General features: G+C 41.7%; 18 protein-coding genes. 17 read left to right on the forward strand and 1 reads right to left on the reverse strand.

The genetic code is table 11. The annotated features are described in order from the left end of the window. Positions 1–239 precede the first annotated feature (239 nt). Positions 240–626 carry a Rid family detoxifying hydrolase gene (locus R2Q85_RS23960; protein WP_316814342.1) on the forward strand — a complete coding sequence of 129 codons (387 nt, stop codon included), beginning with the start codon at positions 240–242 and terminating at the stop codon, positions 624–626. Positions 627–631: 5 nt separating this feature from the next. On the opposite strand, the gene R2Q85_RS23965 is transcribed toward R2Q85_RS23960, so the two are convergent. Then, complete coding sequence (locus R2Q85_RS23965) at positions 632–1,498, reverse strand: AraC family transcriptional regulator (protein WP_316814343.1); 867 nt, start codon at positions 1,496–1,498, stop codon at positions 632–634. A gap of 145 nt (positions 1,499–1,643) precedes the next feature. Here R2Q85_RS23965 and R2Q85_RS23970 point away from each other — a divergent pair, with 145 nt between their 5' ends. The 16 genes from R2Q85_RS23970 to R2Q85_RS24045 all read left to right on the forward strand — a co-directional run. After that, positions 1,644–3,542, forward strand: a complete 1,899-nt coding sequence (locus tag R2Q85_RS23970) for an FG-GAP-like repeat-containing protein (protein ID WP_316814344.1) — start codon at positions 1,644–1,646, stop codon at positions 3,540–3,542. 57 nt (positions 3,543–3,599) lie between these two features. After that, positions 3,600–4,454, forward strand: coding sequence for an amidohydrolase family protein (locus tag R2Q85_RS23975; RefSeq protein ID WP_316814345.1), 855 nt, complete (start codon positions 3,600–3,602; stop codon positions 4,452–4,454). A gap of 8 nt (positions 4,455–4,462) precedes the next feature. Next, a complete protein-coding gene (locus R2Q85_RS23980; protein WP_316814346.1) occupies positions 4,463–5,449 on the forward strand; it encodes a zinc-dependent alcohol dehydrogenase in 987 nt (328 codons plus the stop codon). Between the two features lie 29 nt (positions 5,450–5,478). Beyond that, a complete protein-coding gene (locus tag R2Q85_RS23985; RefSeq protein ID WP_316814347.1) occupies positions 5,479–6,630 on the forward strand; it encodes a mandelate racemase/muconate lactonizing enzyme family protein in 1,152 nt (383 codons plus the stop codon). Positions 6,631–6,632: 2 nt separating this feature from the next. Further along, the gene (locus R2Q85_RS23990) at positions 6,633–7,400 is read left to right on the forward strand and encodes an MBL fold metallo-hydrolase (RefSeq protein WP_316814348.1); all 768 of its coding nucleotides are present in this window, start codon (positions 6,633–6,635) and stop codon (positions 7,398–7,400) included. A 49-nt stretch (positions 7,401–7,449) separates the two neighbouring features. Beyond that, complete coding sequence (locus R2Q85_RS23995; RefSeq protein ID WP_316814349.1) at positions 7,450–8,133, forward strand: RraA family protein; 684 nt, start codon at positions 7,450–7,452, stop codon at positions 8,131–8,133. Between the two features lie 35 nt (positions 8,134–8,168). Beyond that, complete coding sequence (locus tag R2Q85_RS24000) at positions 8,169–8,876, forward strand: PIG-L deacetylase family protein (RefSeq protein ID WP_316814350.1); 708 nt, start codon at positions 8,169–8,171, stop codon at positions 8,874–8,876. 10 nt (positions 8,877–8,886) lie between these two features. Continuing rightward, the gene (locus tag R2Q85_RS24005) at positions 8,887–10,488 is read left to right on the forward strand and encodes a sodium:solute symporter family transporter (protein ID WP_316814351.1); all 1,602 of its coding nucleotides are present in this window, start codon (positions 8,887–8,889) and stop codon (positions 10,486–10,488) included. A gap of 203 nt (positions 10,489–10,691) precedes the next feature. After that, positions 10,692–13,808: a TonB-dependent receptor gene (locus tag R2Q85_RS24010; protein ID WP_316814352.1), complete on the forward strand. Its 3,117-nt coding sequence runs from the start codon at positions 10,692–10,694 to the stop codon at positions 13,806–13,808. A gap of 4 nt (positions 13,809–13,812) precedes the next feature. Next, complete coding sequence (locus R2Q85_RS24015) at positions 13,813–15,594, forward strand: RagB/SusD family nutrient uptake outer membrane protein (RefSeq protein ID WP_316814353.1); 1,782 nt, start codon at positions 13,813–13,815, stop codon at positions 15,592–15,594. A gap of 16 nt (positions 15,595–15,610) precedes the next feature. After that, positions 15,611–16,285, forward strand: coding sequence for a DUF3823 domain-containing protein (locus tag R2Q85_RS24020; protein WP_316814354.1), 675 nt, complete (start codon positions 15,611–15,613; stop codon positions 16,283–16,285). A gap of 65 nt (positions 16,286–16,350) precedes the next feature. Further along, a complete protein-coding gene (locus tag R2Q85_RS24025; RefSeq protein ID WP_316814355.1) occupies positions 16,351–18,123 on the forward strand; it encodes a DUF4091 domain-containing protein in 1,773 nt (590 codons plus the stop codon). Positions 18,124–18,132: 9 nt separating this feature from the next. Beyond that, positions 18,133–19,563, forward strand: a complete 1,431-nt coding sequence (locus tag R2Q85_RS24030; protein WP_316814356.1) for a hypothetical protein — start codon at positions 18,133–18,135, stop codon at positions 19,561–19,563. Between the two features lie 421 nt (positions 19,564–19,984). Then, entirely contained in the window at positions 19,985–22,048 is a 2,064-nt protein-coding gene (locus R2Q85_RS24035; protein ID WP_316814357.1) for a glycosyl hydrolase, read from the forward strand. Positions 22,049–22,296: 248 nt separating this feature from the next. Continuing rightward, on the forward strand, positions 22,297–23,160 hold the full coding sequence (locus R2Q85_RS24040) for an FKBP-type peptidyl-prolyl cis-trans isomerase (RefSeq protein ID WP_316814358.1): 864 nt from the start codon (positions 22,297–22,299) through the stop codon (positions 23,158–23,160). Between the two features lie 4 nt (positions 23,161–23,164). Next, positions 23,165–23,935, forward strand: a 771-nt coding sequence (locus R2Q85_RS24045; RefSeq protein ID WP_316814359.1) for a beta-N-acetylhexosaminidase, incomplete at its 3' end; no start/stop codon positions are given.

The raw sequence follows: 23,935 nt of genomic DNA on the forward strand, positions 1-23,935 counted from the left end.
AATGACAAGCTATAGCAGGACGAGACACAGTTTAAATGCGGAATCCGTGCTCATTTTTCCCGGAATACCCAATACGCTACACCCGAAGTTTTATGCTTTTTAAAAAAGACAAAATAGGATATCAATGCATCTGTATCAGATAAAGAAATAGAAATGCTATGTTGTATAATTGTCCCGTGAAAACCTGTTAAGGTTTTAGTTTTATAAACACTAACTATTTACTTTTAATTACTTATTTTATGAGCAAAATAAAGATCAATCATCCTGATAGGGCTGATTTCATAACAGGCGCTTTTTCTGATGGCGTTGTAATTGATGGCTTTTTATTTGTTAGCGGACAGGCATCCGTTGATTTTAAAACTTCAAGATTTGTATTGGGAACGATTGAAGAAGAAACTCACCTTACGCTTCAAAATATCAAAGCTATTGTAGTGGAAGCCGGGGCCACAATGGATAATGTGGTGAAATGTACCTCGCATTTGAGTGATATCAATGATTTTGATAGGTATAACGAGGTTTATGCCCAATATTTTACTGGTATCAGACCTGCAAGAACTACGGTACAATCGGTACTGGGCAAAGGTATTAAGGTTGAAATTGACTGTATCGTTAAATTGCCTGTCTAAACTGCTTAGTTCAATGCTTTAAGGTGATTGATTCGATATTGTTTAGGCTGACAGTTTTTAAATTTTTTGAACTGCCTGTAAAAAAATGGAATACTTTCAAAGCCTGAATCATAGCAAATCTCACCTATTTGTTTGTCGGTATCGATAAGTAATTTGCAGGCCTTGCTAATTTTGTATTCATTCAGAAACTCGAAAAAAGTTTTCTTCATCACCTTACTAAAAAACCGGGAAAAATATTCGGGGCTCATATAAACCTGGGCAGCTACATCCCCTAATGAAATTTTTCCCTGATAGTGCGCATCAATATACTTATATACGGTATTGATGCGCTCATTATGGAAGTTATTCAGCTCACAGGAAAACCCCTGTTCACATAAAAAACTATACTCGGTGGATTGACTCAGCTCCTGCAAGATCTCGATCAATAAGATCAATTTTTGAAGTGGAGGGAGTTTCGGCAGTTCCAGGCATTTTTCTTTTAATCTTGCCGCCACTGCCGGGTTAAATTTAATACCCTTATTAGACAGCTCAAGCAAGTTGCGTATAGCTTTGAATTCATAGCTCTGCATCCAGGCCTTATCAGAAAATTCTTCTTTTAAATATACGACTATTGCTTTTGGTGTCCGTTTCTCCTGATGAGTTTCATCGATCCAGCAATGGGGCAGGTTTGAACCCACTAAAACAAGGTCATCATTGAAATAGTTTTCAACACTGTTACCTACATAGCGTAATCCTTGCCCCGAGGGAATATAGATCAATTCATATTCCTGGTGGTAATGCCATGGATAGTCGAATTCCTTTTTATTCTCCTGAAAAACCACATTGAATAAGTTGGACTCATCAAAGGGAATGGGTTTATAATTCGGTTTCATAACTTAAAAATACGAATTTTTAAGTTTTTTTATTGCATAGAATTTAAAAAGACAAAATAGGGTAAGGATTTATCTATATCGGGTAAAAAACGAAGATTATTACACTGTATCATTGTTTTATCAAACTCAATAATAAATCTGTCTTATGAAAAAAGTAGTACTAAATCGGGATGGTTTAAAGAACATGCCATTCAAAGTAGCCTTGTTTCTGGCTGCAATATTGTATTTTACAGGGTGTAAGCAAGCCGAAATGAACAGGCTTGATGAAGATGAAAAAGGTGCTCCTCCGCGATCTTTATCTAATGTGCAAATGCTGGCCGGATCTAATCCTATCAAGGTATTGTCATTTAATACAAGACATAATGCTGTTGGTGATCCACAAAGCATTACAGAAAGACAAGGGCTTATCCGTCAGATCATTGTAGACAACTCTCCGGATGTTTTTGGGGTACAGGAATTTACTGACACTTCCTTCAAAACCTGGTTTGTAGATCAAATGGCAGCGCTGGGTTATGAAGTATATATAAGCCCCGATGTTATTACCAGCTCTCCTAAAGCCATTTTCTATAAGATTAACCGTTTTACCCGACAAGGTGGTGGTTCAAGAGTTCTTGGTCCTAATCCCCCTGTTATAAATACTGTAACATGGGTAATTTTGCTAGATAATGCTACTTCTAACAGATATTTTATCAGTAATAGCCATTGGCAATATGATTCTCAGTCGGTAAGACAAACAAATTCTGAATATCTGGTAAATATTATCAATCAATATAACACAGATAACCTGCCTGTAATTACGTTTGGGGACTTTAATACACAACCCGGGACGCCAGAAATTACAACTCTTAAAACCGGATTGGATGTGATGGATGCATTGGGTGATTTTGAGGGCGGTATGACAATTCATGGTTGGGATGCTACAGGAGATTATAAACTTGACTGGATCATGAGCGACAGATCAATGGCTTTTACTTCTTCGCAGGTCATTACTACCAGTTATTTGGTTGGAGGTGTGCCTAGATGGCCTTCAGATCACTGGCCCGTAATGGCTACTTTTATCCCTGGTATATTTGGTGATACCCATGATGATGTAAATGGTGCTAGTACCAGTGCAGCTACAAACTTTTATTTTGCTGATGTAAATGGAGATGGTAAAAAAGATAAAATAAACTGGAATCCGACTGTAAACGGTGGTAAACCACAGGTGTTCCTTTCTAACAGTAATGGTACTTTTGGGTCTGCCATACCACATACCACCGGGGCTTCAACCTATACCACTACGCGATATTATTATGCTGATCTTAACGGAGATGGTAAAGCGGATGAAATTTTATGGACACCGACCTTAAACTCAGGGCATACACGGGTTTTATTAGCGACAACAAATGGTAATTTTAGTTCAACGATTATAGATAATCCTGAAGGAGCCAGCGCAGGTACTACGACAATTTATAATTTTGCCGATGTAAATGGCGATGGTAAGGCCGATAAAATTTATTGGAACGCTAATGTTGATGCTGGTAAAACACGTGTCTATTTAGCGACTTCGGGTGGCAGTTTTAGCAGCACCGTAGTCTTAGGTGCCGAAGGTACCAGCACAACAGCAGGAACCAGGTTTTATTATGCGGATGTAAATGAGGATGGTAAAGCCGATAAAATAGTATGGCATCCGGCGCTAAACTCTGGAAAACCTATGGTATACCTTTCTGATGGAGATGGTACTTTTACAGCGTCTTCTACATTTAGCAATTCTGGAGCAGGAAGTGCCTCTGAATCAACCGTATTTTATTTTGCCGATATCAATGGTGATGGCAGAGCTGATAAGATATACTGGAATCCTGGGGCATACCTGGGTAAATTAAAAGTCTATTACTCTACAACAAGTAATGTGTTTGATGGGCCTATTTATTCGTTAAGAGGTGTTTCAGAAAATATGTATACCGATTACTATTTTGCTGATATCACTGGCGATGGAAAAGCAGATCAGAACCGTTGGAACTATACCCAATATGGTGGCGGATTAAAAAACAATTTTGCTAAATAAAAAGGGAAAAAGATATATTGTATATAACTATTATGAATTTAGTTAAAGATTTGAACGATGATTGTAGATATTCATACGCATGTTTTTAGACCCGAATCTGATTTTGGACCAAAGCTACAGGCAGATTTATTACGCTGTGGAGTTGAGCCGGCAATTTGGGGTGATGTTGCAGAGCGCCATCTGGAAACTACCCAGGCAGCAGATGTGGCTATTGTATTTGGTTTACAAGCTTCAGCTACAGATTGGAACATCCCGAACGAATATGTTGCAGCGCATGTTGGCCGGGCAGCAGACAGGCTTTTGTTTTTTGCCTCTATAGACCCTGTTAAACCGGGTTATATGGAAGAGTTGGAAAAATGTCATCAGCAGCTAGGGGCAGTAGGGGTTAAAATGGCGCCCTTGTACCAGAATGTGCACCCTGCAGATCCCAGATGTTATGAAATTTACAGGTACTGTGTGAAACATGGTTTACCGATACTGTTTCATGCAGGTACTTCTTTTGTTAGCGGTACACCATTAGACTATTCACGTCCTGTTCATTTTGATGCAGTTGCGGTAGATTTCCCCGACCTGCGTATGATACTTGCGCATCTTGGTCATCCATGGGAGGGTGAAACAATAGCGGTGATCAGAAGGCATGCCAATGTTTACTGTGATGTATCTGCCTTATACTACCGGCCCTGGCAATTTTATAATGCCATGCGCTTAGTGGTAGAGTATAAAGCAGAAAAAAAGGTGTTATTCGGTTCGGATTTTCCCTTTACAACTACTGCCGGATCTATAGCAGGGCTACGTGATTTAAATCATATTATCGGCAATAGTGGTCTGCCGATTGTCCCGGCTGAGGTAATTGAAGGCATTATTTACCGAGATACCCTGACCCTGTTGGGTTTGCCAGATCCAAGATTATGAGTAAAACGATGAAACTACCAACAATGAAAGCATTACAATTGCAGGGCCTGAACCAACTGGTGCCGGTAATACTTCCGCTGCCAGTTCCTAAAGCAAATGAAGTGCTGATCAGGACAGCAGTTACAACTATCTGTACTTCAGATCTGCACGACATCAGGAACAATCCTTTTGCCATTAAATTGCCAAGCGTACTTGGACATGAGGGCGCAGGAACAATTGTGCAATGCGGCCAGGATGTGAGGCAGTTTTCGATCGGTATGCGAGTAGCGGCGCATCCTGTTGTCCCTTGTGGTGTCTGCGTAGAATGTCAACGCGGTTTTGGTCATTTATGCTTGAATATGGGCCATCTGGGTATAGACAGGGCTGGAACCTTTTCTGAATATTTTGTGCAGCGTGCAGACCGGGTAAGAGAACTGCCCGATGGCATTTCCTTTTCGTTGGGGGCCTTGTTAGAACCTGTTGCCAACTGTTTGCAGGCCATATCGAGGGCGGGTGACATTAAGGGGAAGGTGGTTTTTGTGGTGGGTGACGGGCCTTTTGGAAACATCATTGCCCGTTTGGCTCAAAGAGCTGGGGCTGCCCGTGTATTGGTTGCAGGAAAGGAACCTTTTCGGCTTGGCATAATACCGGGCGTGGAAATTGTTAACACCCATCCTGTAGCATCAGTTGATGTGGCCATATTGGCCGTGAGTTCTGCAGATGCTTTTTTCACCTGTATGGCAGCTTTGCGCAAACGGGGCAGACTGGTGGTGTTTAGTTTATTGAAAGAGCCTGTTCCTGTAGACCTGTTTAACCTGCACATTTCTGAACTGGAAATAGTAGGTTGTTGTAACGATGAAGACAAAATAGACGAATCGCTCGCTTGTTTGCAAGACCCGGCCTTAAAGCTGTCGGATCTGGTTACACACGAGATTCCCTTTGAAAATTGGGAGCAAGCATTTTACCTGGCACGCGACCGCCATGACAAGGCTTTAAAAGTGGCGTTGATATTTTAAGTATGATATTAAAACTAATTATAGTATAGATGAAAATTACAAATGTAGAGGCTTTTATTCTGGAATCTCCCTACGAAAACCATGCGCCGGAAGGTAGTGAAGAAGCCAGAGGTGTGAAACACTGTTTTTTATTGAAGGTAAGTACAGATGAAGGAATTACAGGATGGTCTGATATAGAAACCTCCTCGCACGTTGGTGCGGCTGTAGTAGATGCTCCGGATAGTGGTTCAGGTGTTTTTGAAGGGTTGAGGGTGCTGGTAATTGGCGAAGATCCTTTCGATGTAGAACGTTTATGGGACAAAATTTACAGAGGCTCTATTTATTACGGACGAAGGGGGGTAGCTATGCAGCTACTGTCTGGATTTGATATTGCCTGTCATGACATCATCGGGAAAGCAATTGGCAAACCGGTACATAAACTACTGGGAGGTGCGAGGCGTGACCGCATCAGGGCTTACGCGTCCACACTTTTCAGAGGGAGCACCGAAGCCATGAAGGAGGCCTGTGCTTTTTATCTGGAACGTGGTTTTACGGCAGTTAAATTTGGCTGGGGAGTTTTTGGTCAGGATCTTAAACTGGACATCAAACTGGTGGCCGCAGCGCGCGAGGCACTTGGCCCTGACGTGGATTTAATGGTTGATCCGGGATGGATGGTAAACCGGAGTGCGTATGATGCAATAGCGCTTTGCCGTGCATTAGAACCATATGATGTTTATTGGCTGGAAGATTTTCTACATCCTGAAAATTATGAAGGATATGGAAAGGTAAAAGCTGCAGGCGTCAAAACAAGACTGGCCGCTGGTGAACAGGAAGCAACAGGTTGGGGTTTTCGTGAACTGATACAAAAAGGGGGCATTGATGTGATACAACCAGACCTTACCCGTTGCGGTGGCTTTTCGCAAATCAGGAAGATCATGTGGGAAGCGGAGTATGCAGGCATAGATGTTTGTCCGCATGCATGGCTTACTGATCTTAATACTGCGGCAAGTCTTCATGTAAATGCTGTTTTACAACGTTCCCTGTTTCTTGAATATAATGTTAGCGACAGTCCAATGTTAAGGGAGGTTATTCAAAATCCTATCCAGATGGATAGCTCCGGATTTATTCCCATCCCTGAGGGGCCTGGATTAGGTATTGAAATAAATGAAGCCGCAGTAAAAAAATTCTGTATAAATCTTTAAACATGAAGATGAAGGAAATTTTAGAACATAGGTTGTCTGATTCAGAAGCTGCATTATGGTGGCTGGGGCAGGCTGGGTACGTTATCAGGGTGGCAGAACTTACTGTGGTGATTGATCCGTATCTCTCTGATTCAGCAGCGAAAGATGCTCCGGAGTTTTTACGGCTTTATCCCAGCCCGATAAGACCTGATGAGTTAAGTGCTGACATTTACATCATTACTCATGATCATCTTGATCACCTCGACCCTGATACCATTTTATCTTATACAAAAAAGAATGAAACCTGGTTTGTTGCACCAAGACAAGCGGCTAAAAAACTGAGATCACTGGGTATTCCTGCACGGCGCATCGTAACCTTGCATGCAGGTGATACCTGGTGCTTGGGCTCAACAGAAATAACTGGTGTATTTGCGCTCCCGACTGCAGCAGATGTGTTGGATACTACCGGCTATTTCATAAAGTTTGGCAATGGCAGAAATTTCTACCACACCAGTGATACCGAATATCATCCGCTTGTACTTGCAGCGGCACCCAAAAAGCCTGAAGTAATGCTGGTTCCAATTAATGGGAAATGGGGCAATCCCGGACCAGAACAGGCAGCATCTTTTGCGCATGCAGTACAACCTACATGTGTGTTGCCCAACCATTATGATCTGATGGGACTAAATGCCGAAAACCCTAACGTTTTCAAATGGTTTTGTGCGCAAAAAAAGATGAATACACAATGCATCATCCCAGTTAGGATGCAATCTTACGTATGGGACCGATGACCTATATATAAAACTTAAGCTTATTAATTAACTCAAATAAATTAAAATTATGAATTCAAAAACCATTTCGTTTGCAAACGACACTGAAAAGTTTAATTGGATAAAAGAAAACCTTTATGTACCTATTGTTTGTGATGTTCTGGATGTGCTGGGGCATAGAAATTGTGCCATGCACCAACGTTTAAGACCATTGGATGCCAATAATTGTATCATTGTTGGCCGGGCCAGGACATTTCGCTGGATGGAAACAGATTATATTGAAGATGGCGCATATAACCTTGAAATTGAGGCTGTCGATTCTTTAAAACCAAATGAGGTAGTTGTCCATTCCAGCGACTTTGCTTGTACCAATGCGCCCTGGGGCGAACTGATGAGTACAATCGCGCAGAGAAATGGTTCTGTAGGATCAATTTGTGATAGTATGATAAGGGATTGTAGTAAAATAATTAAAATGGGCTACCCCTTATTTTATACAGGTATTCGTCCGGTGGATAGTCTTGGCAGGGGACAGGTAATGGCATATGATGTACCTGTTAGATGTGGCGATGTAGTTGTTAATCCTGGGGATCTGGTTTATGCTGATTTTGATGGTGTTGTAGTGGTGCCGCAGGATATAGAAAATAAAGTGCTTGGGCTGGCTTACGAAAAAGTATTCAAGGAGAACCAATCAAGAAATGACCTGCTCAAAGGTGACACATTAAGAGCTGTTTACGACAGATACGGCGTGCTTTAACATGAATTAACATTAAATAATTTATACCATAATATATGAATATTCTTTGTGTTGCCGCCCATCCGGACGATACCGAAATACTTTGTGCAGGCACTTTGAACCGTTATGCTAAACAGGGCCATCAGGTAACGATAGCTGTTTTTACAAATGGAAATATGGGTGATGCGATAATTAAACCTGAAATACTCGGTGCCATGCGGGAGCAGGAAGCCCGTGCTGCTGCTGCTGTTATTGGCGCACAGCTGATCTGGCCTGGCATAATGGATGAGCATGTTTTTCCCAATCAGGAACACAGGCACATCATGATTGATATCCTTAGGGAGGCTGATCCTGATATCATTTTTACTCATGCGCCTAATGATTATCATCCTGATCACAGGTATGTAAGCCAATTGGTTTTCGATTCTTATTTTCAGAAGGGTCTTCCGTTTATTCCTAACCAGTCCTTGCCGGCCTGCAGATTTGGTCAGGCACAGATCTATTACATGGATACACTTTGTGGAATTGGTTTTACCCCTACAGAGTACGTGGACATCACAGAGGAGTTTGAAACAAAAAAGGCGATGTTGGCCTGTCACAAGAGCCAGTTTGTTGCGATGCAGGATCTGGCCAATACTGATATGAATGATATGATAGAAGTTCAGGCCAGGTTTAGAGGTTTAACTGCAGGATGCCGTTATGCAGAAGGGTTTACCCGTCTGGAAGCTTATCAACGCGGTCTGACCCGCAGAGTACTGCCTTAAAAATTAAAAAATGAATAATTTTCACCTTTCCTTTCTCGACTCCGCCATAATAATAGGTGTCACACTGTTAGTAGTTGTTATCGGCCTCATCGCTGCAAAAAAAGTAAAAAGAACTACCAGTGGTTACTTTTTGGCATCAGGTAATATGCCCTGGTATCTTATTGGAGCTGCTTTTGTTTCCACCAGTGTAGCAAGTGAGGCGATTGTTGGTATAATGGGAGCAACCTACAAAGGTGGCTTGGGTATTGCCAATTGGGAATGGTGGGCATTACCTACCTATCTGTTAACCATGATCTTTTTTATTCCCATGTATTTGCGGAACAAAATAACCACAGTTCCTGATTTGCTAAAACGCCGTTTTGGACCAGCATGTAGTAATATCTATAGCATTGTAATACTGTTTGGGTATATATTTATTTTTCTTCCTCCTATTATTTATGGAGGGAGTATCACACTGAGTGAACTCACCGGATGGAATCAATATTACGTGATGGCTGGAATAGTCTTATTTACTGCCAGCTATACACTTATGGGAGGGCTTACTTCGGTAATGTGGACTGATGCCATACAATGCGTACTGCTTATCGGTGGTGGTATATTGTTTTTCTTTATTGCACTCAACCACATTCCGGGAGGCTGGAATGCAATGGTGGCCGCAGCACCTGAACGCTTTCATTTGTATCATCCACTTTCCGATCCTGAGGCACCGTTTTTAGGCCTCATAGTAGCCTCATTTGGCGTGTTTCTATTTTACCAATCCTCAAATCAGGTCATGATTCAGCGCATTTTATCTGCAAGAAGTACCTGGGATGGGATGATGGGATTAATATTTGCGGGTTTTATAAATATCATCCGCCCGCTGGTAACTTGCTTGATTGGCCTGGTAGTTTACCATTGGCTTGAGGTAATGCATAAAGGTCCTTCTTTATTGCCTGATAATCAGGACCGGGCCTTTTCTCTTGCATTGGAAACTTTTGCTCCTTCAGGACTTAAAGGAATTATATTGGCTGGCTTTTTTGCTGCAGTTATGGCGGCGATAAGCGCGCTTTCAAATTCAATTGCTACCATTTTTACGTTGGATGTTTATCGTAATTTCTGGAAAAAAAATGCAGGCGACAGGGAATTGATTATAACAGGCCAGGTTTCTGGAGGCGCAGCATTGCTGATCGCTTCCCTGGTTGCACCGGTGGTTGGATCAATAGGATTGTTTAAATATTTTCAAACAGGGGTTACTTATATGGCTACTCCATTTATCTCTGTAATACTATTGGGGATTTTTTGGAAAAGAACCAGTTATGCAGGGGCAATTGCCGGATTGATTGGTGGTGTTGTGATCCAGATTATAGTTGTACTGGTTTTAATGGTAATGAATATCAATCTTCATTGGTTATATGTTGGCGGTATTGCCCAGGTATTAACGATGTTACTCATCATCGCGGTTTCTTTGAGCAGCGCTGCTCCGGATTATGATCAGGTAAAACCATTTATCTGGAAACTTTCCTGGCTGGGCACACTTGATGATGGAGTGAGTAGACCCTGGTGGAAACAGGTTAAATTATGGCTGTTTTTATATGCGCTTGCCTGGTGTTATATCTATTGGCGTTTCTGGTAAAAAATTAAATTTTACTTTTCGAAAAATAAGTATTGATGCCAAGGGTTTTTTGAGTTGAAAAAAAAAGACAAAATAGGGTATTTATTTGTCTATATCGGTTAAAAATTCCGGATTGATGTTCTCTAATTTTATTAAATGATAATCATCATTTACCGCTATTGTTGTGAAATCACCTTTTTATTTAACCAATATCTTAAAAAATTATGACAAGAAGAATTTTACAAAAACCAAAGCTTTTACTCACCTTTTTGAGCAGCTTTTTACTGTTTTTATCTGTAAAAAGTGTACAGGGACAATCTGTTTCTGGAACAGTACGCTCTTCGGCAGATAATCAGCCATTAAGCGGTGTTACGGTATTTGTACCTGGAAGTAAACAGGTGACAACTACAAACGGTGAGGGCCGTTATCAACTGATTGGAGTAAATTTAAATGCGTCCCTTTCTTTCTCCTTTATAGGCTATAAAACGCAGACTATTCCTATCAATGGGCGCAATAAAGTAGATGTAGATTTAGAAAGTACGGTTTCAACGCTTGACGAAATGGTAGTAGTGGGTTACGGAACGCAGAAAAAAGAGAACCTTACCGGCGCAATAGCTACGGTAACCGCAAAGGATTTAACAGCTGTCCCCACTCCAAATGTGTCGACACTGCTTTATGGTAAACTTCCGGGTTTAAGTCCAAATCAACGGAGCGGCGCGCCTGGTGATGACAATGTCGCACTTGCTATCCGTGGTTTAGGTGGTGCACTGGTTGTTGTTGATGGTATTCAAAACAGGAATTTTACCCGTCTGGACCCAAATGAAATTGAGAGTATTACTGTGCTGAAGGATGCGGCTTCGGCTGCCATATACGGAGTGAGTGGTGGAAACGGTGTAATATTAGTGACCACAAAAAAAGGGGCACTTGGGAAACCTGTGTTTTCGTATACATCAAATTTTGGTGTCCAGCATATCACCAAATTCCCAAAGCCGGTTGATGCAGAAGGATATGCGATATTATTGAATCAATCAACTGTAAACATTGGAGGCACACCAACGTATACGCAGGAAGAGGTTCAGAAGTTCAGGGACGGAACTGATCCTAAGTACCCTAATTTCAATTATTATGACTACTGGATGCGGGATAATGCACCGCAGATGCAACAGAATATTTCCGTAAGAGGCGGTAGTGAAAAAATAAAATATTTTTTCCTGCTGGGGCAGTCAACCCAAGCTTCCATATTTCGGGGAGGCAACCAGGAGTACAAGAAATATAATTTCAGGACAAACGTTAGTGCAAACATTACTGATAATCTGGAAGTCTCCATCAATCTGGGGGCACGGACTGAAAACCGTGACAATATGGTTCAGTCACCTTACCTTATGGCAGCCTGGCTGTATTACCAGGCACCAATATATAATCCGAGGCTTCCCGATGGGAAAATTGCCTCAACAAATTTTGGCTTATCCGCTTATCTTGACCGTGATTTAACAGGTTACATTAAAAATGACCAGAATGTTTTTGAAGGTTCTCTGAACATTAAATATAAAGTGCCATTCATTAATGGATTAGGTCTTAATCTACTTGCGTCGCGCGACATGATCTTCGAGGATAACAAGAACTGGGAGAAGATATTTGGACTCCATACCTGGAACGAGACTACGCAGACGTCTACCCAGATCAGTACCCGTGGTGTGAGCAGACTTATCGTTTTAGCGGGAAAGCAAGCAACGATGTATGTAAACCCTAGTCTCACCTATGAGCATACTTTTGGAGAAAATCATAATTTAAAAGGAATGGTGGCGTATGAGGTTAGCGACAGGTTAAGTACGAGTTTATCTGGAACCAGACAAAACTATGTGACCACCATTGATCAATTGTTTGCCGGGCCCGATTTGGCTAAAGACAATACAGGCACCACCTCTGATGCTGGAAGGGCAAGTTATTTTGGTCGTTTCAATTATGATTACAAAGGTAAATATCTTCTGGATTATATGTTCAGGTTTGATGGTTCGGCAAAATTTCCCCCTACGAAAAGATGGGGTTTTTTCCAGGGAATATCCGGAGCTTGGAGAATCTCTGAAGAAAAGTTTTTTAAGAATAAAATTCCTGCTATCGACAATCTGAAATTGCGTGGCGGCTGGGGAAAACTAGGTGATGATGGTTCGGTTAACTTCCAGTACCTGGCTGGATACACTTATCCCTCCGGCAGCTATATATATGGAGGAAGTGTACTAACCGCCGGTTTAACCTCGAATGTAATTCCAAATCCTAATATTACCTGGGAAGATCACCAAAGTTTTGATTTAGGCTTTGACATGAGTATGTGGAAAGGATTGCTCACTATGGAGGCTGGCATTTTCTACAAAACCAGCAAGGGCATTCTGGCTACAAGAGTAGGTGCTATACCTAGTACATTTGGCTCGGGTTTAGCACAGGAAAACCTGAATTCTTTGAATTCCAGAGGTATTGAAATTGCGCTGGGACACAGTTCCAAAATAGGTGAGGTCAGTTACATGATTTCCACAAATGTTTCTTATGCCAGGCTGAGAAATGACCATTTGGAACAAAGACCTTTTAATAATTCCTACGACAATTGGAGAAATAATAATGAAGGCAGGGAAGGAAGTGTTCATTGGGGTTATAAATCGTTAGGGCAGTTCGAGTCCTTTGAAGACATTTATGCTTCACCCGTACAGGATGCCCGTGCAAATTCTACGCTAAGACCTGGCGATATCAAGTATCAGGATTTCAACAGAGATGGGGTGATAGATGCTGGAGATATTCAGCCTATTACCAGGGGATATGATACCAGTTCAGGGCCTTCGGCTGTATTTGAAAGTAATCCGCTACTGAACTTTGGTATGGGAATTAATTTAACCTGGAAAAGGTTTACCATTGATATGAACTGGGCAGGTGCAGCCTGGGTCTACTCAAAATTGTCGTACAATGCAACTTCTCCTTTTAAAGATGGTAGAAGTGCTAATGCTTACCTTTTAGACAATTGGCACCATGCCGATCCTACCGATCCCAATTCAGCATGGGTTCCTGGTAAGTATCCATCTACTGTAGTTGGGGGAGCGGCTAATAATTTGTTGATCTCTGATTTCTGGGTAAAAAACGCCAGTTACCTGAGATTGAAATCTGCTGGCATCACCTATAATCTTCAAAACAATTTCCTGAAAAAGCATGGAATTGGAAGTTTTGACCTCACATTGAGTGGACAAAATCTATTGACCTTCTCTGGTTTGGGAGAGATAGATCCTGAAAACAGGAGCGCGAGTGGATCTAACTATCCTCAGATGATGACATTCAATGCTGGTGCCAGAATAACATTTTAAACTTATGATGATGAAAAATAAAATAATTATAGTATTTTTTTCGATAGCAATATTTCTATCTGGTTGTATCAAGGATACCTTAGACAGAAAGCCATTGAACCTGATTTCGGATGCGGATATCTGGGTATCGACAACAATGATTGATATTTATATGGCTGCGCTGTATGATAACATTCAAATTGGTCATACCGGTCAGAATTACCAAAGTGTTTTTACGGATGAAGCTGCAGCTGTTTTACAGGGAAGTCCGGTGCTGCAGCGTAATTATGGGGGCATCAATCGCTTCCTGAATACTACCCAATATCTGTGGATACGCAGAACCAATTATTTCTTAGATAAGATCAGGACGGCCACCATACCCCCTGATAAAATCAAACAATATATTGCTGAATGCCGGTTTATTCGAGCCTATTATTACTTCGACCTGGTTAAAAAATATGGCGGCATGCCAATTATAGAACAAGTTCAGGATTTTACTGGTTCTAATCTTGAAGAGTTAAAGGTTTTCAGAAATACGGAGGATGAAGTGTATGCCTTTATCTTAAAAGAACTTGATGCGGCAATTTTAGATCTTCCGGAATCCTGGGATGCCAAAAATGCTAACCGTGCTACAAATACGGTAGCACAGGCATTAAAGTCAAGAGCAATGCTTTATGCGGGCTCAATCGCAAAATATGGGTCAGTTCAGTTAAATGGTCTGATTGGCATCCCCGCGTCAAGAGCTAGCCTGTATTTTACAGAGTCGCTGAAGGCTTCGGCTGCTGTGATGCAAAGTAACAAATACAGTCTTTATGATAAATCTTATAACCCAGTAGCCAAAACAGGAGATCCTGTTAAGAATTATACCGATATCTTTTTGGATAAGAACAATAAAGAGATCATTTTTCAGCGGGCATATATCGTTCCGGATAAGGCACACAGCTACGATTTTGAAAATACTCCGATAGCTTATATTGCAAGTACTGGTTCTTCAATCTGTCCTCTTCTGGAATTAGTGGAATCTTATGAATATGTAGACGGCACGCCGGGGATTTTAAATGTAGATGGTAAGGAATTTGATTCTCCTGATGAGCTTTTTAAAAATAAGGATCCGCGCTTTGCTGCGAGCGTATTCAGGTCAGGATCTCCGTTTATAGGCAGGCCCATTCAGATGTGGGCTGGAGTTTACGATACAGATGGCAGGCTTTACCAAACTCCAGACCAGAAATTCCCTAAAGACGCTAATGTACTCCAGGTAGGGCTGGATGGTCCGCATTCCAGAACCCGTTATACAAAAACAGGTTTTTATGTCAGAAAATACATCAACCAAAGTCAAATTGTAGGAGCAGCTAATCTTTCCGATCAGAGTTATATTGATATCCGATATGCAGAGGTTTTGTTGAATTATACAGAAGCGGCACTGGAGTTGGGGATCAATCTTCCGGAAGCGCTTACGGCGATTAACCAGGTGAGAAACCGTGCTGGTATCAAGATACTTACTGCCGGAGAACTGACCATTGACAGGTTACGTAATGAACGGAAGGTCGAACTGGCATTTGAAGATAAACGGTTCTGGGATATGAAACGATGGCGGATTGCAAAAAACCTGTTTAACAATAGCTTAATGCATGGTTTGTATCCCTATTTAAGGTATACTGGTACTGGTTATAAATACCTTTTCAAGAAGATAACCGGTGCGCCATTGGATGAAGGCCTGACCAGGACGTTCGAAGAAAAAGATTATTACAGCAACCTTTCTGGCTATATCAGTACAAATAGTAACATTGCTAATAATCCAGGGTGGTAATTTAAATTATAAACAGATGAAAAAGATATATTATTCAATTTTTGTAATCCTGTCAGTTGTGGCCTCTGCCTGCAACAAGATTGATAACTATGATCCGCCCAGTGCAACATTATCTGGGGCAGTGGTTGACAATGTGACCAATGAACCGGTACAGAATGCAGGCGTTAATACGGGTACCAGTATCCAATTGTTTGAAGGGAACAGTAAACAACCAATTCTTTCCAATTCTTTTCCAGATGGACGTTTTGTAAATGCAGCGCTGTTTCCAGGTAATTACAAGTTGTATCCGTTGGGTGCATTTAAAATAGTTGGCGATACCATAAGGCTCAACATATCGGGCGAGACGACGACTGAAGTCAGGGCGCTTCCAAATGTAAGATTGAAAGCTACTGTACAATCTATCACCGGTACAACAGGAACTGTTAAAGTTGAATATGAGAAGGTGCACAGCACAGAAGTTCTCAACCTGTTAGGTGTGGTTTGGAGCACTATTGATAATCCCAATATCACCACATTCTTTGGTGGCGGACAGAAGATGGAAACGGTTACTTCACTGAATCTGACAACCGGTGAAAGGACGATTGCCCTGACTGGTCTTGTTGCAGGCACTAAATATTATATTCGTGCTGTCGGGCAAACCAATAATGTGGGAAAATATTATAACTATAGTGCTACAATTAAAACACCTTAGCGATTTAGGATATTACATCTGAATGGCTACACAAATGAAATATTAACCTATAAACCATTTTTAGTATGAAAAGTAATGACGACCGGAGATCATTTTTAAAGAAAATTGCCATCAGCAGCGTGGGTGTTTCTGTAATGCCTTATGCTTTTGCAGATTCAGCTGTTAATGCTAAGGCAAGGGCTGAAGTTTTTCCTGTAATTGCTGATGGGGAGGAACTGAGCTGCTGGCTTGAGTCTTCTTTAAACAGAATATTTCCACAATCGCCCGCAAAGCAAGCTGCTCCCTTTGAGTTATTAGCCGCCCGTAACAGCAGAATTTCTTTCCAGATCGGCTTTCGCAACAATACACTTAAAGTGAAAAAACTGGACTGTACCATTGAAGGTGCGGAGGAATTGAAGCCTTTGGTGCGCCTTGTGGGTCTGGTTCCCATGTACAATTTTACCCCTTTGACCAGAGTTGAAGAATTGGATGGGGTAGGCCATCTTCCTGGTCTGGTTCCGGATCCATTAATGCCAGCTATCAATGCGATTGCTGACCCATATGCGAGCAGGTCTTTCTGGGTTACTTTAAATATCCCTGCCAGAATTAAACCCGGGAAATATAATCTTAAGGTTAATCTAACCTGGGAAAATGTTTATTTCGGCCTAGAACGGGGTAAAAAGGGTACTGTTTCATTGCCACTTGAGATTAATATCGCTCAAATGGTTGTGAAACCAAGGGAGAACTTTCACGTGTTGCATTGGTGGCGTGGTGAGGCAACCTGGAACTATTATAAAACTGAAATGTTTGATGACAAGTGGTGGCAGCTTACGAAAGCTCATTTTATAGATATGCTGGACCATGGCTCAGATGTAATTTATGTACCGGTGCTTTTTGACATCAAACCGGTATTTAAACGTCCTTGTCAATTACTCATAGTAGATGAGCCTTCTCCCGGAAAGTATGTGTTTGACTGGTCAAGAGTAAAAAAGTTCATGACGATGTGCAAAGAAATTGGCGTGAAGAAGTTTGAATGGTCGCACCTTTGGGTGTATTGGGGCTTAGAAAACCCTGTTCGGGTTTATAAAAAAGTAAACAATGAATTTGTTATGCTTTGGCCACCGGATATTTCAGGCTTTTCAGACACTTTCATTAATTTTCTTAAACAATTTTTACCTCAGTTTCATAAATTTTTACTTGAAGAAAATGTGTTGCAGGATTCTTATTTCCATATTTCAGATGAGCCTAGTGCTAAACATTTAGATAACTATCGTAAAGCTAAAAATGTACTTAAGGAACTCGCACCCTGGATGCACCCGATAATGGATGCTTTAAGTAATATTGAATATGGAAAACAGGGTCTGGTAGACATTCCTGTACCGCAACTTCCCGGAGCAAAGGCATATTATGAAGCAAAGATTCCGCATTGGGTGTATTATTGCACCGCACCTAAAGGGGATTACCTGAACCGGTTTTTTGATACACCTTTAGCTAAATTAAGGATGGGCGGATTCTTATTTTATCACCTTAAGGCACAAGGCTTTTTGCATTGGGGATACAATTACTGGAATAAACTGGAAACGGAGGAAATACTGGATCCGTTTAACCATGCGGATGCCGGAGTTTATCCTGAAATACCCTATGGAGATCCTTTTGTTGTGTATCCCGGACCTGATGGCCCGATCAGTTCTATTCGCTGGGAAGTTTTTGCAGAATCCTTACAGGATTATGCTATTTTGCAGACTGCCGGTATTGATCCGGATGATCAGCGCTTTGCAGCACTTAAAACCTATGCGGATTATCCTAAATCAGAGGCCTGGATACAAAAGACCCTTTCGGATATATTGAACAAAAAATAGTAAGGAATAATGATAAATAAAATTCAAATTTCCAGGATGTTGAAAGGCATCCTGGTGATTGCTTTTTTTCTGCTCTGTGAACTTTCAAATGCACAACAGGCTCAAAAAAACAACAATAGTATGGCGGTTGGTGTGGCTCGTGTCGACATCAGCCCGGTAGGGCCTGTACGTCTTACAGGTTATGCCGCACGTGGCAAGGAAGAATCTACTAAAGTGCTCAGTGGCTTATCTGCCAAGGCCCTGGCTTTCGGTACCGGGCCAAAACAAACCTCGTTGCTCATCACTGTTGACTTAGTCGGGATCAACTGGCGGGTAACAAAGCAGGTTGTTGACCGGCTTTCCAAAGAAACAGCGCTTAATCCTGCCCAGATCGCTATCTGTGCTTCACATACCCATGGCAGCCCTGAAGTAGGGAACCTGATCAATATTTTGCAATGCAGGGGAGATTATCCCAGCAATTTCAATTTCAGCGATTCTTTAATAAATCTTGATCAGTTGCTGCATATTGCCCAGTTTAGCGAGCGGCTAACCGATAAGCTTGTGGAAGTTGCCTTAGCAGCGCTAAATAACCGGAAGCCTGCTTTGGTAGCATGGGGGCAAGGTGAGGCATCGTTTGCAGTAAACCGCAGACCTGAAGGCGGCCCAGTGGATCATACTCTACCTGTTTTAAGGGTAACGGATCTGGACGGTAACGTGAAGGCCATTTTTGTAAATTATGCCTGTCATGGAATCACACTCGGCCCTGAGGTAAATGAAGCTCATGGAGACTGGATGGGAGAAGTACAACATCAGCTTGAAACGAAATATTCGGGTGCTATAGCAATGGTTTCTGCTGGCTGCGGCGGGGATGCGCATCCCGGTAAACAGGGAAAGATGGAATACGTAAGGGCTCATGGAGAGGAGATAGCCAATAATGTGGAGCAGTTGTTCAAATCGAAGTTAAAACCCTTGAATTCAGCTCCAGTAGGAAGGATGAAGTGGATTAGATTGCCTTTTTCTAAAGTGCCAACTGTTGCCGAGCTGATGAAAATGACCGAAGACAAAACCGTTAAAGGTTATTATGCCCGGCTTGCGCTGGAGCGTGTGATCAGGGGAGAAAAACTTCCCAAATCATTGGACTACCCGGTTCAAGTATGGAATTTTGATGATAAACTATTGATGTTGAACATGGGTGGCGAACTTGTAGTAGATTATTCTATCCGGTTGAAGCGCGAGCTTGGTGCAGACAGGGTTTGGATCAATGCCTATGCGAATGATGTATCCTGCTATATTCCTTCCCGCCGTATATTAAAGGAGGGGGGGTATGAGGCTGATGCCAGCATGTATTGGTACAACATGCCTGCTCCGTTTTCTGAGGCTGTGGAGGATATTGTTGTAAATGCTGTTCTGGAACTGGTACCGGCTTCCTTTAAAAAAGGAAGTGCCGCGGTTAAACATTAGAATTGTCCAATACCATTGCTGGTAAAAATATTATCAGTCCTATTCGTTCTAGGCGATAATCTTGGTTAGGAGTGAATTTAAGCTTATGCCGTTTTTAAGCAATTATTTGCTACTTTGGTTAACCCATTGCATAGGTTCGGATGAACTGCAATGGGTTTTTTGTTTCAATATTGAAATTCTTGAGTTCGCAAAAGACAATTGAAATTAAGAATGCCAAAAAGTACAAAAAATAGATCAGAAATTGCAAATGGAAAAATAAAAATTAGCCTAAATTGTAATAAGCAAATAATTTAAAATTAGGTAATTATGCGGCCTGTGGTCAGTCTCGATCAAATTATTTTTTACAAAAAAGTGATTATGATTAATGAAGACCTCTTCGATTAAAGGGTCTGCTGAAAAAACGATATTAAAATCATAAACTATGAAACTGTCAAGAAGAAGATTTGTTCAGCTGAGCTCGGTTACGCTTGCTGGTATACCATTTAGCCAGCTTACGGCCAATGAAGGATGGTATGAAAATCCCGAGGCTTTGGCTGAGGCGGCGCTTTATGAAACCTTTAAGAACCCGGTGGGTACAGCCAAACCTTACGTACGATGGTGGTGGAATGGGCTGAGAGTGGTTAAAGAAGAATTACTGAGGGAACTGGATATGCTTAAAGAATTAGGCATCGGCGGTGTCGAAATCAATTCCATACGCTTTCCGGAAACGGCAGATCCGATGGGATTCAAAGAACTGGAATGGCTAAGCGAGGAATGGATAGAGATGTTAGGCTTTGCTGTTAAAGCCGCGAAAGAGCGGGGGATTGTGTGTGATATCATTATGGGCTCTGGATGGCCATTTGGCGGTGAGTTTCTGACCAAAGACGAGCAAACGCAAATCATGGCATTGGGTACTAAAGATATTAAAGGCCCCCAAACATTTCAGATCACCAGAGCAGAAATAGAGCAGCTGGTAGAGCCGCCAATTGCTTCTAAGCACGATAAGCGGTATAAAGAGTTGTCTGCGTTGCGTCTGGCTCCTGCAAAATTAACGGGCTTGGATACTGTGGTAGACCTGGATGCTGAAATAGGTAAGGATGCCATTACTATTCAGATTCCTGAAGGAGACTACGTATTGTATTTTCTGGTCAGGATTACCGGGTTTATGGCCGTAATGTACGGAGCGCCAGGCGCCAGTGGGCCAGTATTGAACCACTACAACAAGGAGGCCGTGCAGAAATACCTTAGCCGGATGTCGGACGCCATAGTGCCAAAACTGGGGGTAATTGGTGAGAATTTCAGATCAGTATTTACAGATAGCCTGGAATTGGAAGGGGCCAATTGGTGCGACGATATGTACAGTGAGTTTCAAAAACGCCGAAAATATGCTTTGAAACCCTATCTTCCATTTATACTTTTTAAAACAGGACGGCTTGGCAGGGCAATACTGACCGAAAAGTATGGTTCTATACCTGAAGGGGATTTGGTGGATACGCTGGAGCGGGTACGTTATGATTTTGAACTCACCAAAATGGAGCTGTTTCAGGAGCGTTTTCTGGATTCTTTTTTGGATTGGTGCAAAAAGAACAAAGTTTTATCCCGGGTACAGGCCTACGGCCGTGAATACCATCCGCTGGAGTCGAGCATGCAGGTCGACATACCCGAATGTGAAACCTGGATCAGGAGACATACCGGAGAGGTACCCAAGGAGTTCGATTATAGTCATGGGCGCACGTATTCGGAGGTGAATAAATTTGTGTCCTCGGGCGCAAGGCTGGCTGGTAAAAAGATGATCAGCTGTGAGGAAATTACAAACACCCAGCTGGTCTTTAATGCAACGCTCGAAAATGTGAAGATCACCGGCGACCAAAGTAACCTTTCTGGTGTAAGCCACTCTATTTTACATGGCTTTAATTACAGTCCGCCCAAGGCCGCGTTTCCTGGCTGGGTGAGGTATGGCACTTTATTTAACGAAAGAAATCCATGGTGGCCCTACCTCAAAAACTGGGTAGCCTATAAAAGCCGTTTGTCGGCTGTTTTTCAGCAGGGTACTTTGATGTCGGATATTGCAGTCATGCACCCGTTGCCAGATTTATGGGGTAAATTTGCTGCACAGTGGGATCCTTTTCCGGAGCGGGCATGGCCAGACTATGTGCACAACGTATGGGAAGCGATCCATCAATGCGGCGGCGGATGCGATTATTTGAGTGAAAATATTTTACAAAAAGCTAGCTTCAAGGAAGGAAAGCTTAAATATGGACCAAGAAGCTACAAAATTTTGTTGATCATCGAAGCAGAAACCATGTATCCGGAAACAGTGAAGGCATTGGATAGGTTTGCAGCAGCAGGAGGAAAGATCGTATTTGTTGGAAAGGAACCCTATAAAGCACCTGGCTATTATGATCATGAGGCTGGAGACAAAGAAGTAAGTAAAATAGTAGCGGGATTAAAAAAACGTACAGGAGTAGCATTATATCCGTCACCAGATAACTCTTTATATGTATAACAATGGGACAGTTACTACAAAGGTAATGGGTGCAAGCGGGGATAAGCTACTGAATTTGCCTTACCATATTCGGAAATTCTTCTTTCCTTGATTAACCTAATTAAGTATGAAGCCATCATGATCTTTACATCCCACACTATGTAATGTCTATAAGGTCATGATGCTTCATTACAAATAAATAAACAGATGAAAATGAGTAAAATTAATAAGCTGTACGTTATAATATTATTTGCATTATCACTGACAGCATGTGGCGGAAAAAGCAAAATGGTAACGGGCTGATCAAAATAGTTGAAGACCGGGAAGGACCGGCAATTAAGGAAGATGATTTTGTTTCTATTACTTATTCAGAGAAGACTGAAGATGGGAGAATGATATCTGGCTCCTATGATTACGATCATCGTCCAACCCTGATGTTCCGCGAAAAGTCATATTTCAAGGGAGATCTTTTCGAAGGATTAGGCCATTTGAGTGAGGGAGACAGTGCGGTAATTAAAATTAGTCTGGATTCTCTTCGAAAAAAAGGGCATGCTAAAGACACGGTTTCCAAAGATAAATACCGGATCTATTATGTAAGGGTGAACCAGGTTGTGCCCAGAGGTAATCTTAATGACAGTTTGTTTAATGTTAATATCGAAGCCCTTAAGAAAAATGAGGCTGAAAAGGCAAAAAGCGTAGAGGAATCAAATATTCGGGCATACATAACTCCCCGAAAAATAAAGCCTTTACAGCGCTCCCCAGGTCTGGATTATATGATGGTAAAAGAAGGAGTGGGAAATAAGCCATCAGTGGGGGATACAGTGATTGTTAATTACACTGCAAGAACATTAACAGGAAAAATATTTGAGACTACCATTGCAGATTCTGCAAAAAAGGCAGGGATATATAAAGCAGACTGGGATTACAGCCCATTTAGCGTTCCGATCTTACCAGGCGCTCAGCTTTCCGGCTTCCAGGAAGCTGTCGGATTGTTTCCGGCCGGTTCCAAAGCCACACTGATTATTCATTCCAGGCGTGCGTTTGATAGCGGGCTTTACCGTAATCTACAGCCTTATACCACGCTGGTTTGCGATTTGGAAGTACAAGGTATTGTTCGTAAGAAGAAAGGTTAATAATATGAAGACAATAAAGGTGATATTATTTTTAGGTATAATCTTAAACCAGGCCTATGCACAAGCGGTTAATAATATATCCATCATACCACGGCCGTCATCCGTAACCAGGCTTGATGACAATTTCAAAATTTCGAGTAAAAGTAAAATAGTTACTGATTTAAATAATCCTGAACTGGAAAAGATTGCCGGACTATTTTCTGAACGGCTAAAATTGCAAACTGATCTAACAATTATAAGTGATAATAGCAGAACTGCTGCAAGCAGGAATTCAATCTTTCTTACATTAAAAGGCGCACCTGATACCTTAGGAAAGGAAGGATATATGTTATCAGTTAAAAAAAACGGTATTACTATTACTGCGCAGTCGCCTAACGGTATTTTTTACGGTGTGCAGTCACTTCTTCAGCTAATTCCTTTGAAAAATGGTACATCTTCAAACAAGGTATCCATCCCCTGTGTAGTTATTGCTGACAAGCCCCGTTTTGAATGGAGGGGAGTAATGCTAGACGTAGGGCGATATTTTTATTCGGTAGATTTTATTAAGAAATATATTGACTACCTGGCTATGCATAAAATGAATACCTTTCACTGGCATTTAACTGAAGATCATGGATGGCGTATTGAGATCAAGAAATACCCCCGGCTTACCCAAGTTGGCGCCTGGAGGGAGGCTACCCAGTTTAACAGGGGTGCCAACCAGATCAATAAAACTCCACATGGCGGCTATTACACCCAGGATCAGATCCGTGAAGTTGTTGCTTATGCAAAAGAC

The sequence above is a fragment of the Pedobacter heparinus genome, assembly GCF_032678725.1.
In the GTDB taxonomy this organism is placed as follows: domain Bacteria; phylum Bacteroidota; class Bacteroidia; order Sphingobacteriales; family Sphingobacteriaceae; genus Pedobacter; species Pedobacter heparinus_A.

What these genes read in the sequence shown, in the direction of transcription:
- R2Q85_RS23960 (WP_316814342.1), top strand. Translation starts at nt 240, where the DNA reads ATGAGCAAAATAAAGATCAATCATCCTGATAGGGCTGATTTCATAACA.
- R2Q85_RS23965 (WP_316814343.1), bottom strand. Translation starts at nt 1,498, where the DNA reads ATGAAACCGAATTATAAACCCATTCCCTTTGATGAGTCCAACTTATTC.
- R2Q85_RS23970 (WP_316814344.1), top strand. Translation starts at nt 1,644, where the DNA reads ATGAAAAAAGTAGTACTAAATCGGGATGGTTTAAAGAACATGCCATTC.
- R2Q85_RS23975 (WP_316814345.1), top strand. Translation starts at nt 3,600, where the DNA reads ATGATTGTAGATATTCATACGCATGTTTTTAGACCCGAATCTGATTTT.
- R2Q85_RS23980 (WP_316814346.1), top strand. Translation starts at nt 4,463, where the DNA reads ATGAAACTACCAACAATGAAAGCATTACAATTGCAGGGCCTGAACCAA.
- R2Q85_RS23985 (WP_316814347.1), top strand. Translation starts at nt 5,479, where the DNA reads ATGAAAATTACAAATGTAGAGGCTTTTATTCTGGAATCTCCCTACGAA.
- R2Q85_RS23990 (WP_316814348.1), top strand. Translation starts at nt 6,633, where the DNA reads ATGAAGATGAAGGAAATTTTAGAACATAGGTTGTCTGATTCAGAAGCT.
- R2Q85_RS23995 (WP_316814349.1), top strand. Translation starts at nt 7,450, where the DNA reads ATGAATTCAAAAACCATTTCGTTTGCAAACGACACTGAAAAGTTTAAT.
- R2Q85_RS24000 (WP_316814350.1), top strand. Translation starts at nt 8,169, where the DNA reads ATGAATATTCTTTGTGTTGCCGCCCATCCGGACGATACCGAAATACTT.
- R2Q85_RS24005 (WP_316814351.1), top strand. Translation starts at nt 8,887, where the DNA reads ATGAATAATTTTCACCTTTCCTTTCTCGACTCCGCCATAATAATAGGT.
- R2Q85_RS24010 (WP_316814352.1), top strand. Translation starts at nt 10,692, where the DNA reads ATGACAAGAAGAATTTTACAAAAACCAAAGCTTTTACTCACCTTTTTG.
- R2Q85_RS24015 (WP_316814353.1), top strand. Translation starts at nt 13,813, where the DNA reads ATGATGATGAAAAATAAAATAATTATAGTATTTTTTTCGATAGCAATA.
- R2Q85_RS24020 (WP_316814354.1), top strand. Translation starts at nt 15,611, where the DNA reads ATGAAAAAGATATATTATTCAATTTTTGTAATCCTGTCAGTTGTGGCC.
- R2Q85_RS24025 (WP_316814355.1), top strand. Translation starts at nt 16,351, where the DNA reads ATGAAAAGTAATGACGACCGGAGATCATTTTTAAAGAAAATTGCCATC.
- R2Q85_RS24030 (WP_316814356.1), top strand. Translation starts at nt 18,133, where the DNA reads ATGATAAATAAAATTCAAATTTCCAGGATGTTGAAAGGCATCCTGGTG.
- R2Q85_RS24035 (WP_316814357.1), top strand. Translation starts at nt 19,985, where the DNA reads ATGAAACTGTCAAGAAGAAGATTTGTTCAGCTGAGCTCGGTTACGCTT.
- R2Q85_RS24040 (WP_316814358.1), top strand. Translation starts at nt 22,297, where the DNA reads ATGTGGCGGAAAAAGCAAAATGGTAACGGGCTGATCAAAATAGTTGAA.